Origin of the sequence: Catellatospora coxensis (assembly GCF_016862635.1) — a bacterium.
GTDB classification, from domain to species: Bacteria; Actinomycetota; Actinomycetes; order Mycobacteriales; family Micromonosporaceae; genus Catellatospora; species Catellatospora coxensis.
In genome coordinates, this window is the sequence record NZ_BONI01000009.1 from 108,526 (window position 1) to 122,954 (window position 14,429).

A 14,429-nucleotide genomic window follows, 5' to 3' on the forward strand; every position below is an offset into this window, starting at 1 on the left:
CGCATCCCTGACCGCACCACTCCCAAGGGGATGCCCATGTTCCGCAGATCCGTCCCGTACTCCCTGCTCGCAGCACTGCTCACGGCCCTGCTCGGCGCGGCCGTGCTCGCCGCGGCCCCACCGGCCCGGTCCGCGGCCGCACCCGTGCGCGTCATGGCGCTCGGGGACTCCATCACCGCCGGCACCGGCTGCTGGCGTGCCATGCTCTGGCACCGACTGCAGACGACCGGGTACACCGGCATCGACTTCGTCGGCGGCGTGTCCGACGGCGGCGGCTGCAACCCCGGATACTCCTACGACTGGGACCACGAGGGCCACGGCGGCTACTCGGCCACCGGCATCGCCGACAACAACCAGCTCCCGCCCTGGCTCAGCGCGGCCAGGCCGGACGTCGTGCTCATGCACCTCGGCACCAACGACATGTGGGGCCACTACATCTCCACCGCGACCAAGCTGGCCGCGTTCACGAAGCTGATCGGGCAGATGCGGGCCGCCAACCCGAACATGCGGATCATCGTCGCGAAGATCATCCCGATGAGCGCGTCGAGCTGCTCCACCTGCCCGGCCGACATCGTGGAGTTCAACAGCGCGATCCCGGGCTGGGCGGCCGGCCTCAGCACGGCGCAGTCGCCGATCACGGTCGTCGACCAGTGGACCGGCTTCGACCCGGCGGTCGACACCGGCGACGGGGTGCACCCGAACAACACCGGCCACCAGAAGATGGCCGACCGCTGGTATCCGGCGCTCGCGCAGGTGCTCGGCGGCGCGACGCCGTCCGCCTCCGCGACGCCCTCGGCCAGCCCCAGTCCGTCGGCCTCCCCGTCGCCGTCGGCCAGCCCTCGCCCCTCGGCCTCCCCGTCGGCCAGCCCGACGCCATCGCCGAGCTCGACCGGCGGCGCCTGCACGGCCACCTACCGGGTGGTCTCCCAGTGGGCTGGCGGCTTCCAAGGCGAGGTGACGGTGCGCAACAGCTCCGCGGCAGCCTCCTCGGCGTGGACGGCCGTCTGGTCGTACGCCGGCGGGCAGCAGATCACCCAGTCGTGGGGCACCACCCTCACCCAGAGCGGAACCGGCGTCACGGCGCGCAACGTGAGCTACAACGGCAGCCTGGCGGCCGGCGCTACCGCGAGTTTCGGCTTCCTCGCCGGCTGGAACAACGTCGCCAACGAGGTGCCGACGGTGCGCTGCACGCTGTCCTGACATCGACGATCTTATTCTGCCAACCACCCCTCCGACCTGCCCCGGCCTGCGGTTTCCGTAAATTTGGAGCCGCCTGCCGGGAATGGTCACGCGTATGGGAGAGTTGTACTCATTCAGTCGTGATTTTGCGTGTTCAGTAGTTGATCTTTTGACGCCCGCGAATCAGGTCACGCGGGTGGTTTCGTCTTCCTCTTGGGGCGGATGTTGCCGCCGGGACAACGGCTGGGCGCCGCAGAGTGCGGCCCCACTTCCTAGGAGGAAAACATGGCACAGGGCACCGTGAAGTGGTTCAACGCCGACAAGGGCTTCGGCTTCATCTCCGTCGACGGCGGCGGCGCCGACGTCTTCGTCCACTTCTCCGAGATCCAGTCGAACGGCTTCCGCAGCCTCGAGGAGAACCAGAAGGTCGAGTTCGACATCGTGCAGGGCCAGAAGGGCCCCCAGGCGGCGGGCGTTCGCGTCCTCTGAGCAAACCTGATCATGGCCGGGAACCCGTCGGGCTCCCGGCCATGTCGTTACCGGCCTGCTCGAACCCACCACCGGATCTCAGACAGGAGTCGCATGGGCGCGACCACTCCGACGGCAGTCGTCGATCACCTCGATGTCCCCCGTACCGTGCAGGGACCGAAACCGATGCTCGCCGCGCCGCAGAGCAGAGCGGGCGCGATCGCGATCTGGATCTTCGTGGTCACCCCGTTCCTCGCCCTGCTCGCCGCCATGCCGATCGCCTGGGGCTGGGGCCTGTCCGGTGTCGACCTGACCCTGGCGATCACCACCTACCTGGTCAGCGGCTTCGGCATCGCGGCCGGGTACCACCGCCACCTGACCCACGGATCGTTCAAGGCACGCCGCGGGCTGCGCGTCGCGCTGGCCGTGGCCGGATCGCTGGCTGTCGAAGGTTCGCCGACCCAGTGGGTCGCCAATCACCGCCGCCACCACGCCTTCTCCGACCGGGAAGGCGACCCGCACTCCCCCTGGCGCTACGGAACCAGCGTCACCGCGGTGCTCAAGGGGCTGTTCCACGCCCACATCGGCTGGATGTTCCGGCGAGAGGTGAGCAACCGGGCCCGGTTCGCCCCCGACCTGGTCGCCGACCGCGACATCCAGGTGGTCGACCGCCTGTTCGGCCCGCTGGTCGCGGTGTCGCTGCTCTCCCCCGCCCTGATCGGCGGCCTGGTCACCGGCACCTGGGTGGGCGCGTTGAGCGCGTTCTTCTGGGCCGGGCTGGTCCGGATGGCCGTGCTGCACCACGTCACCTGGTCGGTCAACTCCATCTGCCACGTCGTCGGCGAGCGCCCCTTCGTCAGCAAGGACCGGGCCACCAACTTCTGGCCGCTGGCGCTTCTCTCCTTCGGCGAGAGCTGGCACAACTCCCACCACGCCGATCCGACCGGAGCGCGGCACGGCGTGCTGCGCGGCCAGCTCGACCCCGCCGCCCGGCTCATCTGGATCTTCGAGAAGCTCGGGCTCGCCCGGGACGTGCGCTGGCCGGTGCCCGAGCGGCTCGACGCCAAGCGCGCTCGATAGCGCCTCGCTTCGCGGGCTACTTCGCCAGTTCGGGCAGGAACGCCGCCAGAGCGCTGGTGGCCAGCGGAGCGAAGACGCTCAGCGCGGTCAGCGGCGAGCGCAGCAGCGAGACGTCCAGCTGCAGCAGTCCCTCCCACCGCTTGCGCTGGTCGTCCCAGGCGGGGTCGAAGGCGAGCGTGTCCGGGATCGGCACGATCGCCTCGACGGCCAGGGTCGCCCGCGCCCGCCACGCGGCGATCATCGGCACGGTCACCAGCAGCAGCAGGAACGCGAACGCCGCGCCGTACAGCAGCACGTAGCTCGACGGGAACGGGTCGGGCCCGTCCTTCGGGGGCGGGAACGCCTCCAGGGTGACACTGCGCATCGCTCCGGTGGTGACGATGGCGGCGACGACGGTGAGCGCGAAGGCCAGGACGCAGCGTGTGATCACCTCCCAGAGCGCGAGGAGCTGCTGCAGCGGCGCGTACAGCGGCGACGGACCGGTCTGCGCCGTGGTGGGTTCGATCGACACCTGGCTGATCTCCCGGCCGAGGTCGCGGATGCGCGCGTGCACCAGCCAGACCTGCGCCAGCCACGGCACCAGGGCGAGCGCGCCGATGGCGACCAGGCCGGAGGTCCGTACGCTGCCGTAGCCGATCGGCACCGGCTCACGGTGCGCGGCCACGGCGCGTGCGCCCAGGGTGACCGCGGTGGCGGTCACCACGACGAAGAGCAGCGCCAGCCAGGTGAACACCGTGATGCGACGCCGGCCGGCCGGATCGGACTCACGACGGCTCTGCCGGAGCTGCGCCACGCCACGGGAGCCGACGACGAGGAACAGCAGCAGGCTGGCCGCGCCGACGGCCCGCCAGAGCAGCCAGCTCGTCGAATCCGTCACCGTGTGGCTGTGCGCGGTGCCGGTGTCGGCGCCCCAACCCAGCAGCGGCACCGCGGCGACCAGCACCACCACGGCGGCGAGCGTGTTGACCGCGGGGGCGAACGGCGCGAGCTTCGACGACATGACCGATCCTCGGGTCGACGCGACATGACTGCCGGTGACTGTACGGTCCGCCATCGACGGTCGCCATCCCCCATGCGACACGTCCGACATCGCACCTCGGCGAGCCCGCGCCGTGGCGACAATGGGCGTATGCCGACAAGACGCACCGCCCCGGCGGCGAACCTGCGGATGCGCCGCGTGTACGACCCGCCCTCGCCCGACGACGGCCTGCGGGTGCTCGTGGACCGGCTGTGGCCGCGCGGCCTGGCCAAGGAGCGGGCGGAGATCGCGCTGTGGCCCAAGGAGCTGACCCCGTCCACCGAGCTGCGCCGCTGGTATCACGAGGCTCCGGACGCACGCCAGGCCGAGTTCGTGGCCCGCTACGAGGCCGAACTCGACGACCCCGCCGCGCAGCAGGCGCTGGCCGGGCTGCGCCGGGCCCTGCACGACGGCCCGGTGACCCTGCTGACCGCGGTGAAGGAGTTCCCCGGCAGCCACGTCGACGTGCTCGCCCGGCACCTGACGGCAAAGGGCTGACGCGGCGCGGGTCGCGCGCCGCGTCAGCCCGTCCGGGCCGGTCAGCTGATGGGTGCGCAGGCCGGCGCGGTGACCCGGTGAGCGCTGCGGCTCACCCGCCCACGCCGGAGGCGAGCGCGTCGCGGAGATTGCCGAGGGCGTCGGCCGGCAGCAGGTAGCCGGAGCGCACGTTGCCGAGGTCGGCGTGCACGACCTTCGCGACGTAGCCGCCCCGGGTGCGGTACAGCCCGTCGAGGGTGGCCTCGTCGAACGGCTGGTGGCTGCCGAACAGGAAGCAGAACGACTGCCCGGCGTTGTCGCCCGTGTTGCGTGCCGTCGGCACCGTCACCTGCGAATACCGGATGCCGCCGAGGGCCAGCCCCAGCTCGTCCCGGGCCTTGGTGCCGTCGGCGTTGAACAGCAGCGGCGGCGCGGTCGGCGGCGCGACGCCCGAGCGGACCCAGCGCACCAGGTGGTCGTAGGCCGCCGCGGTGGCGTGGTCGACCGGGACCCGGCTGAACGGCGGCTGGGCGCAGTCGTAGACCGGAGCCGCCCCGAGGTCGCGGACCGAGATCGGGGCCCGGTACTGCTGGCCGCGCCAGCCGGAGTGGGCGCCGCCGGCGACCTCCCAGCGGCGGAACCGGTCGGTGTCCGGCGACGGCCGGACGGGGGTGCGCACGTCGGTCTCGGACAGCACCTGGAACACCGGCTCCGGGCCCACCCGGGTCGGCGCGTTGCCGACGATGAAGGCGTACCCGTCGAACACCGGCTCGACCTTCGGCAGGATGCTCTGGTAGTAGACGGTCATCCGCGCGGCGGACTGCGACGCGCCGATCGCGAGCACGGTGCGCACGTCGAGCCGCCCCAGCGGTGCGCCGTTGCCGCGCACGCCGAGGGCCTTGGCGGCCTGGGCGAAGATGTCGTACGACAGCTCGTCGGCCACGTACCGCCCGCCGCCGGTGACGTCGAGGGCGCCGTACCGCGCGGGGCTCCAGCCGCGCAGCTGGTCGACGCCGACCCGCTGGGCGGACACGCCGATCCAGGCGTACCCGGCGCGCATCATGGCCGCGCCGTTCCACAGCGCGTCCAGGTCGTAGCCGGCGGTCACGTTCTGCCACTCGACCAGCGCGGTGCCGTTGAACGCGCGGTCGGCGGCCGGGCGGCGCACCACGATCCGGGTCCGGTAGGGCACGTCGGTGGCGACCTGGTTGCCCGACGTGTCCCAGCCGTCGGCGACGCCCGAGAGGTGGAACTCCTGCTCGACGTAGCCTTTCGCGGCCAGGTCGTCGGGTGTGGAGAAGAACGGGTAGGTGTCCTCGACGGCGGGCGCGAGCCGGTCGCCCGGCACCGTGCCCGGGATCGGCGCGGAGACCACCGGAACCGGGACGGGCGAGCGCTCGGCGGCGACCGCGGGCACGGCCGGGACGAGCGTCACGATCACAGCGGCGGCCACGGCCGCGCGGCACAAGCGACGATGCTTCATACAGCAGCATCCTGGCCAGCCGCGCCCGCGCCCGCATCGGCGATGTCACCAGTGTCGATCGTGTTCAGCGCGCCCCGGCGGCCGCCAGCACCTGCTCGATGTGCCAGTCCGCGATGCCGAGCATGAACTCACGGCCGGGGAAGTCGCCGTCGGCGATGCGCAGCGGGCCCTCGATCAGCGCCAGGGAGTGCGCGAGCCGGTAGAGGTCCAGGCGGGCGGGGTCGAGGCCGGGCTGCCGCAGCGGTGCGTACGCGCTGCCGAACCGCATGCCCGTGAACGCGTGCTCCCATTCGACGTCGAAAAACATGGCGCCTTCGATGTCGATGAGCACGGGCCGTCCCCGCCCGTCGACGAGGATGTGATCGGGTCCGAGTTCACCGTGGATCAGGCCGTACTCCTCGCGCGGCCGTACGGCGGCGGCACGTTCGCGGACCAGGTCCTCGATCCGGCTCCGCGACGGCCGGAGGCGCTCGGCGCGTTCGGCGGCGCTCGCCAGGTGCCGCAGGGCCCGGTCGAGGACGACCTGCTCCGGCCTGCGGTCCTGCGGGGCCGTCCCGTTCGCGACGAGCGCGACCTTGCCGAGGTGCGGGCTCCGGTGCCGCGCCATCGCCCGCAGCGCCGCACCGAGTGTCTGCAGCGTCGCCTCAGCCCCCTGCGGGTCACGGGCGAGGAGCGCCTCCAGCGTGCCGCCCCGGACGTCCTCGACGAGGGCCACGTCCGCCGGGTGGTGGCTGCCGCTGCGGTCCATCAGGTACAGCCGGGGCGTGCGGACCCCGAGGGCGTCGAACCGCGCGCGGCTCGCCTCGAACAGGTCCGCGCCCGAGGCGTCGGCGAACGGATCGGCGACGTCGTCGCCGCCTTCGGGCCAGTAGTTCTCGTCGGCGCCCCAGACGTAGAGGATCACCGACCCGCCGTCGTCGAGGGTGAGCCGGTACACCCCCTTCTTGCTGCCGCCGGTGAGCCGGACGACGTCGACCGGCCGCCGCGCCGCGCCGAAGGCCGCGCGTACGAGAGCGGCCATCTGCTCGCGCTCGACGAACCGCCGTTCCAAGATCGCCTCCCGGGTCCGGGTAGAGGATGCCCTCAGGTGCGCGCGTCCGCAACCGGATTGGCGGTCGCGGCGGGTCAAGCCGTGGCGACGCCCGGGTCACCCGTTCGCCGTGAACGCGACCACCAGACCGCGGTGACGGCGAGCAGGCCCCCGGTGCCCGGCCCGGCACCCCAGGCGAACGCGGCGAACAGGGAGTTCGTGAGCAGCCCGTACTGGAACCCGGCCGCGGCCGGGACCAGGATCACCGACCAGGCCAGCACCCGCAGCCGCAGCGGCAGCACGACGGCGTCCGCGCGTACGGGTGCACGACGCCACCAGGCGACGATCCACCCGGCGACGATCGCGGTCCCGGTGACGTCGCTGACCCGCTGCGCCCACTCCCAGCCCAGCAGCGAGCCGTGCCGAGCCGCCAGCCACGGCACGTACTGCGGTCCCCACATCCAGTCGTGGGTGATGCCGTCCCAGAGGAGGTGGGTCGCCGCGCCGATCAGGATCGCGACGAGCACGCGGGCGGCCCGGTCCCACGACGCGCGGTGGAAGGCGAGTCCCCGGGGAGCGTCGCGCGGAACGCGGGCGGCGATGGTGTGCGGCGCGACGGCGAGCGCCACCGGAGCGAACACCGACTGCCACAGGACGAAGACGATCGTGCCGAGCACCAGGTCCGAGGTGACCAGGCCCCACGGGGTATGTCCGAAGTGGACGACCTCGGGGAACGGCAGCATCATCGGCAGATCGGGGGTGATGGCGCCGATCACGAGCGCCGAACCTGGCAGCCCCCAACGGGCGAGGGCCAGGACAGCGGCCGGGTGGCCTCCGGTGAAGGGCATCGCCCACCCTAACGTGGCACCGGGAGCCCGGGTGGCCCCCGCTGCTCCGGCGACCCCGGTTCAGCCGAGGTCGGTGCGGGTGATCGCGTTGCGGGCCATCGCCTCGTTGGCCAGGCGTACGCGCCGTTTCTCCCCCTCGCCGGAGATGCCGAACTTCTCGTACAGGCGCAGCAGGTGCTGCTTGACCGCGGCCTCGGTGACGACGAGCGCGGCGGCGATCTCGCGGCTGGACGCGGGCTCGGTGAACAGCGCGCCGTCCAGCAGCGGCCGGCACAGCTGGACGAGCACGTCGCGTTCGCGGCCGGTGAGTTCCGGCGGCGCGGCGCCCGCCTCGGTGACCTGCCCGGCGGGCACCCGGCCCGACCTCAGCACGAAGCGGGACGCGCCCGCGCGGATCTCGTCGCCGTCGGCCAGGGCGTGCTCCTGCCAGATGCGCCGGCCGTTGACGAAGGTCCCGTTGCGGGAGCCGAGGTCGCGTACGCACCAGCCGGCCGGATAGTGCTCGAAGACGGCGTGCAGCCGCGACATGATGCGGTCGGCGGGCACGGCGACGTCGTTGGAGTCGGAGCTGCCGAGGGTGATCCGGTCGCCGCCGAGCGGGATCATCGACACTCCCGCCGGTCCCCACATCTCCAGGTGGGCTGTCATGCCGTTCACCCTCCTGTCACCGTCAGGGCGTACTTCCCGCCGACACCGCGCCCCCCGATGCGCAGGTCGTAGTCGCCTGCCGGGAGGGTGTACGGCCCGAACTGCCGGCAGGCGAGCTTGGCGGACACGACGGCGGTGCCGTCCGCCCGGGACAGCTGCCAGGGCACCAGATCGTTGCACTCGTGACCGGTCAGGTAGACGCTGCGCGCGGTGGCGAGGTGCAGCCGGTAGCGGGTCGTCTCGCCTATGCCGACGGACAGGCTGCCCTGCTCGGGGACCCGTTCACCAAGACTGATCGGCCGGGGAGCCTGCTCGGTGCCCGAACCGGACGACGCCGCCGCCTGCGGCCGCGCGGACGGCGACGCCGCCGGGCCGCCCGGGGCGGACGGCAACCGGCCGGTCGAGGTGGCGGGCGTGGCGCCGAGGCGGCCGTCGGCGGGATCAGCGCCCAGCGAGCCGCGCAGTGCCACCGCCGCGACGGCCGCGACGGCCACCGCGGCGGTCGCCAGCAGCGCCGGTGTGCGCCGGGACCGTCCGGCCGCCGCCCGCTCGACCAGGGGCCGGCCGAGCAGCGGTCCCGCCGGGCCGCCGTCGTCGAGCCTGGTCGGCGCGGGGCCGACCCGGGTGGCGGCCGCGGGCGGGGGCGTCCACTTCGTCGACAGGAGCTGCGTGCTGGCGTCGATCGGGTCGGCGACGTCGCCGACGAGGGCGAGCAGCAGGTCCCGGGCGGTCGGACGCCGGCCCGGGTCCTTGTCGAGCGCGCGGCTGACGAGCCCGCGCAGCGGCTGCTCCAGCCCGCCGAGGTCAGGCGCCTCGGCCGTGATGCGGTGCATCAGCTCGTACGGCGTGCCGGTCCCGAACGGGAGGCGGCCGGTCGCGGCGAAGGTGACGACCGCGCCCCAGCTGAAGACGTCGGTGGCCGTGCTCGCCGTGCCGCGGAACTGCTCGGGTGCCATGTAGGCCGGGGTGCCGACGAGGTCACCGGACTCGGTGAGGCTCGCCAGGCCGTCCGGCGCGCGGGCGATGCCGAAGTCGATGACCTTCGGCCCGACCCGGGACAGCAGCACGTTGCCGGGCTTGAGGTCGCGGTGCACGACCCCGGCGGCGTGGATGCCGTTGAGCGCGGCGGCGATGCCGATCGCCAGGCTGTCCAGGGTGGAGCCGCGCATCGGCCCGTCGGCGCCGATCGCGGCGGTGAGCGTGGGGCCGTCGATGTACTCGGTGACCAGGTAGGCGACGTCGCCGTCGGCGCCGGCGTCGAGGACCTGCGCCGTGCAGAAGCGCGCGACCCGGCGGGCGGCGGCGGCCTCGGCGGCGAACCGGGCCCGGAACCGCCGGTCGCGGGCGTAGTCCGCTCGGATGACCTTGACGGCCACCTGCCGGCCGGTGTCGTCCCGGCCCAGGAACACCACGCCCATGCCGCCCGCGCCGAGCCGCCCGAGCAGCCGCACCCGGCCCACCTGCCGCGGATCGCCAGGATGCAGGACCGGCGCGGGCGCGCCGGTCCACTGTGTCCCGTCACCGCGGCCGGCGTCCAACGTCATCGCCGGCATTCTAACGACCGTCAATCGATCGGCACGCGCAGCGCACCCTTCGCGTACCGGTTCCAGGTGAGCAGGTACTCGCCGCTCGCCGGGGAGGGCACCAGGAAGCAGGCGAGCCCGCCGGTGGCGGTGGCGTACGGCGCGGGGTATATCTGCGCGCGGCTGCAGTTGTCGGCGGTGGCGATCACGGTGCCGTCGGGAAGCCGAAGGTGCAGGTCGCGGTCGAAGACCCAGGCGAACCCGGCGGCGGTGTCGTTCGTGGCGGAGAAGGTCAGCCGAACGAACTCCTGGCCCGTCGGGGCCTCGCCGTGCAGGAGCGGTTCGTCGGCGCGCACCTCCGCCGCGGACACCGTCAGGTACACCTTGCCGCTCTTCTCCCGCAGCACCTTACCGGTGATCGACACCGGCTTGGGCTCCAGCGCGACGAGCCCGTCCGGGCCGGTGAAGGGGATCGCCGCCTGCCGGTCCGCCGGCCTGCCGACCACGAGCACCGCGTCGGCCAGCACGAAGTGCTCGTCGACGGCGAAGGCGTACGTGCCGGGTTGGCTGCGCTGCGCCGGCACCTCGGGCAGTTGCTCCAGCTGATGGTCCGGTTCGGCGTAGGTGCGGTCACCGACGGTCAGCAGGACGTCCGACGCCGGCTCGCGCGGGTGCTCGGGGCTGAGGTTCTGGAAGACGCCCTCGATCGTCACCGCCTTTCCGCCGGCGGACGACGCGACGAGGCGCGCCGCGCCCAGGGTCACCTTGAACCCGGTGTACCAGTAGGACTTGTTGATCTGGATCTCTGTCGGCGCCGCCGCCGCGGGGCTGCCGGAAGCGGCGGCCGGCCGGGAGGGGTCCGCCTGCCCGCCGCCGGAGCCCGGGACGCAGCCGGTCAGCGCCAGCGCGATCGCGGCCGAGACGGCCGGGACCCGCAGCTTGCTCATCGCGCTCATCGTCTTCTGCCTCAGTCTCTCGTCGAGCCGGCGGACGCCGGCTGTCGAGAACAAATATGTCGGCTGGTCGATGACCGGCGATATGGCCGCGAGGTGACACTTGCGGACCGGCGGGACAGGCCGGCCTTACCTTCCGGTAAGGCCGCCAGGGTGAACGCCGGGCAGGAGGGCTTCGCCGCGAAATACGTCTGCTCGATGACTTATCACCATAAACTGGCGACATGCTGGCAAATGCCGCAAGGGCTCCGCGATGACGGCGACACCGGAGGCAGGCACGCCGCATCGGATCACCAAGTGGCTGGTCTTCGTCGGCGCGGTGGTCATGCTCGCCGGCCTGCTGTTCGGATACGACCAGGGTGTCATCGGCGGCGCGCTCAACGGCATCGAGCAGTCGTTCCACCCGAGCACGTTCGTCATCGAGATCATCACGAGCTGGGTGACGCTGGGCGCGCTGTTCGGCGCGCTGGTCGCCGGTGTCATGGCGGAGAAGCTCGGCCGGCGGGTCACCGTGATCTGGGCCGCGGTCCTGTTCACCATCGGCGCGCTCATCGAAGCGCTGGCCCCGGGCACCGGCGTCATGGTGGTCGGGCGGCTGGTGGTCGGGTTCGGCGTCGGGGTCGCGTCGCTGGCCGCTCCGCTGTACGCGGCCGAGATGGCGCCCACCCGGCTGCGCGGCCGGTTCGTGTCCATGTACCAGCTGGCGATCACCTTCGGCATCCTGATCGCCGACATCATCGACGAGTTGCTGTCCTCGGGCAGCCAGTGGCGGCTCATGCTCGGCCTGTCGGTCGTGCCCGGGGTGCTGCTGATCCTGGCCATGTTCCCGCTGCCGGACTCCATGGTGTGGTACATGAAGACCGGGCAGCGGGACAAGGCCGTGGACGCGATCGGCAAGGTGCGCCCCGACGAGGACGTCGAGGCGAACCTGAGCGACATCAAGGCGAGCCTGGGCACCGCGCAGGCGTCGTGGGGCGAGGTCTTCTCCCGCAGATGGCGGGCCCCGCTCGTGCTCGGCGTCGGCCTGGCGATCTTCCAGCAGTTCACCGGGATCAACGCGGTGATCTACTACTCCGACAAGATCTTCGCGGCCGCCGGATTCAGCACCCCGCAGCAGCAGACGGCCGCCACGACGTGGTCGATCGGCGTGGTCAACGTCCTGGCCACCCTCATCGCCGTCGCGTACGTCGACCGGCTCGGCCGGCGGCCGCTGATGTTCGCCGGCCTCATCGGCATGGGCCTCTCCCTGCTGGTGATGGCCTTCTGCTTCCGCTACCTGGACAGGATCGCCACGGCCGCCACCGGGGCGACCGCGAACACCCCCAGCGACGCCGGGGTGATCCTGCTCGTGGCGATGGTGGTCTTCATCGCCAGCTTCGCCTTCTCGCTGGGGCCCGTGGTGTGGACGGTCATCAACGAGATCTACCCGGGTTTCGTCCGCGGCCGCGGGGTGGCCGTCGCGACCGCCGCGAACTGGGGCGCGGCGTGGCTGGTGACCCGATTCTTCCTGACCCTGGTGGACCGGATCGGCGAGTCCGGCGCGTTCTTCCTGTTCGCCGCCATGTGCCTGATCACCTTCGTCTTCGTCTGGCGGCGGCAGCCGGAGACCAAGGGCCGCACCCTGGAGCAGATCCAGCAGATGTGGACGGACAAGGCGGCCGGGCACGCGCCCACCACGCCGTAGCCGGTACGCAGGTCACGGGGTTCCGGTCGGCCGCGTGTCCTGGATCAGCCGCAGGATGCGCACGGGCCCCTGGAAGTCCCGGCCGTTGTACCGCTCCCGGGCCTGGTACATGGCCGCGTCGGCGCGGGCGATCAGGTCCTCGATCGTGTTCGGGGCGTCCTGGTCGATGAACGTCGCCCCGACCGTGAGCGCGAGCCGGTAGGGCTGGCGGCTCGTCTCGTTGTGCCGGGTCACCTGCTCGCGCAGCCGGCCGGCCCACAGGTCGACGTCGGCGTCCCGGCCCGCCTCGGTCAGCAGCACGCAGAACTCGTCGCCGCCGATGCGCCCCAGCACGTCACGGCGGCGGATGTTGGCCTGCAGCAGCTTGGAGGTGCTTTCCAGAGCGTGGTCGCCGACGCCGTGGCCGTAGCTGTCGTTGATGATCTTGAGTCCGTCGAGATCGACGAACAGCAGCACCCCGGGTCGACGGGCCTGCTCGGCCAGGGCCAGCTCCTGGCGTGCGGCGAGCAGGAAACCCCGGCGGTTGTTGACACCGGTGAGCTCGTCGATCACCGCGAGCTGGCGCAGCTCTTCGGCCATCCGACGCTCGTCGGTGATGTCGGTGAAGGCGGTCAGCACGTAGCTGACCTGCGCGCCGTCTCGGATCGGCGTCGCCACCACCCGCAGCTGCCGGCGCTGGGCCTCCCGGTCGACCTCCATGTCCTCGACGGCGGCGACGTGGCCCTGCCGGGCCTGGGACACCGGCAGCTGTTCCGGGGGGTAGGGCTCGCCCGTGCCGCTGGTGTACAGGTGGGGCAGCTCGGCCGGTGAGTGGACCCGCCCGGGGTCGTAGCCGAGAATCCGGCCGGCCACCTGGTTGGCGTACACCGACCGGCCGGTCCCGGCATCCCGGACGTCCACCCCGATGGGGATCGCCTCGAGAAACTGCTGGAGCCGGCCCTGCTCGCGCCGGGCCGCGGCAACGATCTTGGCGAGCAGGTCGCCCACGCGCAGCATGAGCAGGACGAACATGACCGCCGAGGCGCACGCGAGCACGACGGGCTCGATCTGCTCCCCGTGCCGGACCGAGTCCACCACCAGCGCCGGCACGGCCAGCCCGCAGAGGCCGAGCGCGACCAGCCGCGCGCGGCCGGCCTCGTCGGCCCGCTCCCGGTGCGCGGTCACGTTGCGCATCGTCGGGTGGAGCGCGGCCACGCCCACGAAGAGGAACGACAGCAGGTAGCCGTAGAACGGCCAGTCGCCGTCGCCGGTGACACCCCGCACCTGCCGGAGGCCGTAGGCCAGGTCCGCCAGGAGCAGGGCGGCTGCCCACGCCGCGAGCGGCGCCAGCGCGCGCCGTGAACTGCCCGCACCGAAGAAGAGCCTGGTCGCCAGAGCAAGGAAGATCATGTCCAGGAACGGGTAGACCCCCGCCAGCAGCTGGCCGTGCCAGGACAACTGCGACGCACCGAGCAGGGGCGCGACGACCAGTACGAAGTTGGCGCTGGTGAACGCGATGGTGACTATCAGGGCGTCGAGCAGCGCCGACCAGTCCCCGCCGGCCCGCCGGGCCCGGATGAGCTGCAGCAGCGCCAGCCCGCTGAGCACGTATGAGGCCAGGAAGACGTCCACCGCGGGCGACGGGAACGCGGTCGGCCTGCCTTGCGCGGCCGCCGCGACGTACCAGCCAACGTTGCCGACCACGTAGGCGGCCTGCCCGGCGGCCAGTAGATACCACGCCTCGGGGCTGGTGGGCCGGTTCAGATGGATGCCGACCAGGATCGCCACGACGGCGGCCAGGCTCGAACCGGTGAATATGATCGCCTGCGTCAAGCCGTGGCCGGCCGTCGCCGCGTACGCCGCCAGCAGTGCCAGCGACACGCCGACGTACCAGATCCACACTCTGGCGCGCTTGCGCAGGCCGGAATCCTCGCCGGCCGCAGTGCCGGAGCTTGCGTCGGTGAACATTCGAGACCGCCTCCGAACCGCGACCATCGTCCCCAGGATGCCCCAGCGCTCGACTCCGAACAAATGGGAACTTAATGATGAAACCGGATAA

Annotated in this window: 13 protein-coding genes; 5 read left to right on the plus strand and 8 right to left on the minus strand. The window is 72.3% G+C overall.

Annotation, left to right across the window (positions count from 1 at the left end):
- The first annotated feature begins 36 nt into the window (after window positions 1-36).
- The 3 genes from Cco03nite_RS07730 to Cco03nite_RS07740 all read left to right on the plus strand — a co-directional run bounded on the left by Cco03nite_RS07730 (window position 37) and on the right by Cco03nite_RS07740 (window position 2,727).
- Complete coding sequence (locus tag Cco03nite_RS07730) at window positions 37-1,200, plus strand: cellulose binding domain-containing protein (RefSeq protein ID WP_203690330.1); 1,164 nt, start codon at window positions 37-39, stop codon at window positions 1,198-1,200.
- Between the two features lie 264 nt (window positions 1,201-1,464).
- Window positions 1,465-1,668, plus strand: a complete 204-nt coding sequence (locus Cco03nite_RS07735; protein ID WP_155368292.1) for a cold-shock protein — start codon at window positions 1,465-1,467, stop codon at window positions 1,666-1,668.
- Window positions 1,669-1,761: 93 nt separating this feature from the next.
- On the plus strand, window positions 1,762-2,727 hold the full coding sequence (locus Cco03nite_RS07740; protein ID WP_203690332.1) for an acyl-CoA desaturase: 966 nt from the start codon (window positions 1,762-1,764) through the stop codon (window positions 2,725-2,727).
- A gap of 16 nt (window positions 2,728-2,743) precedes the next feature.
- Here the strand turns inward: Cco03nite_RS07740 and Cco03nite_RS07745 are convergent, their stop codons facing one another.
- Window positions 2,744-3,727 carry a hypothetical protein gene (locus Cco03nite_RS07745; protein ID WP_203690334.1) on the minus strand — a complete coding sequence of 328 codons (984 nt, stop codon included), beginning with the start codon at window positions 3,725-3,727 and terminating at the stop codon, window positions 2,744-2,746.
- A gap of 129 nt (window positions 3,728-3,856) precedes the next feature.
- Between Cco03nite_RS07745 and Cco03nite_RS07750 the strand changes: the two genes are divergently transcribed.
- Window positions 3,857-4,243: a DUF488 domain-containing protein gene (locus Cco03nite_RS07750; protein WP_203690335.1), complete on the plus strand. Its 387-nt coding sequence runs from the start codon at window positions 3,857-3,859 to the stop codon at window positions 4,241-4,243.
- 91 nt (window positions 4,244-4,334) lie between these two features.
- Here the strand turns inward: Cco03nite_RS07750 and Cco03nite_RS07755 are convergent, their stop codons facing one another.
- The 6 genes from Cco03nite_RS07755 to Cco03nite_RS07780 all read right to left on the minus strand — a co-directional run bounded on the left by Cco03nite_RS07755 (window position 4,335) and on the right by Cco03nite_RS07780 (window position 10,701).
- Window positions 4,335-5,705: an alpha/beta hydrolase domain-containing protein gene (locus Cco03nite_RS07755; RefSeq protein ID WP_203690337.1), complete on the minus strand. Its 1,371-nt coding sequence runs from the start codon at window positions 5,703-5,705 to the stop codon at window positions 4,335-4,337.
- Between the two features lie 64 nt (window positions 5,706-5,769).
- Window positions 5,770-6,756 (minus strand): phosphotransferase family protein, encoded by a 987-nt coding sequence (locus Cco03nite_RS07760; RefSeq protein ID WP_373314220.1) that lies wholly within the window; start codon window positions 6,754-6,756, stop codon window positions 5,770-5,772.
- 74 nt (window positions 6,757-6,830) lie between these two features.
- Window positions 6,831-7,583: a DUF4184 family protein gene (locus Cco03nite_RS07765; RefSeq protein WP_203690339.1), complete on the minus strand. Its 753-nt coding sequence runs from the start codon at window positions 7,581-7,583 to the stop codon at window positions 6,831-6,833.
- Window positions 7,584-7,643: 60 nt separating this feature from the next.
- Window positions 7,644-8,231, minus strand: a complete 588-nt coding sequence (locus tag Cco03nite_RS07770; RefSeq protein WP_203690348.1) for an FHA domain-containing protein — start codon at window positions 8,229-8,231, stop codon at window positions 7,644-7,646.
- A gap of 5 nt (window positions 8,232-8,236) precedes the next feature.
- Window positions 8,237-9,775: a serine/threonine-protein kinase gene (locus Cco03nite_RS07775; protein ID WP_203690356.1), complete on the minus strand. Its 1,539-nt coding sequence runs from the start codon at window positions 9,773-9,775 to the stop codon at window positions 8,237-8,239.
- Window positions 9,776-9,795: 20 nt separating this feature from the next.
- Window positions 9,796-10,701: a hypothetical protein gene (locus tag Cco03nite_RS07780; protein WP_203690358.1), complete on the minus strand. Its 906-nt coding sequence runs from the start codon at window positions 10,699-10,701 to the stop codon at window positions 9,796-9,798.
- 259 nt (window positions 10,702-10,960) lie between these two features.
- Here Cco03nite_RS07780 and Cco03nite_RS07785 point away from each other — a divergent pair, with 259 nt between their 5' ends.
- Entirely contained in the window at window positions 10,961-12,391 is a 1,431-nt protein-coding gene (locus Cco03nite_RS07785; protein ID WP_203690360.1) for a sugar porter family MFS transporter, read from the plus strand.
- 12 nt (window positions 12,392-12,403) lie between these two features.
- On the opposite strand, the gene Cco03nite_RS07790 is transcribed toward Cco03nite_RS07785, so the two are convergent.
- Window positions 12,404-14,338 carry a sensor domain-containing diguanylate cyclase gene (locus tag Cco03nite_RS07790; protein ID WP_203690368.1) on the minus strand — a complete coding sequence of 645 codons (1,935 nt, stop codon included), beginning with the start codon at window positions 14,336-14,338 and terminating at the stop codon, window positions 12,404-12,406.
- Between the last annotated feature and the right edge of the window lie 91 nt (window positions 14,339-14,429).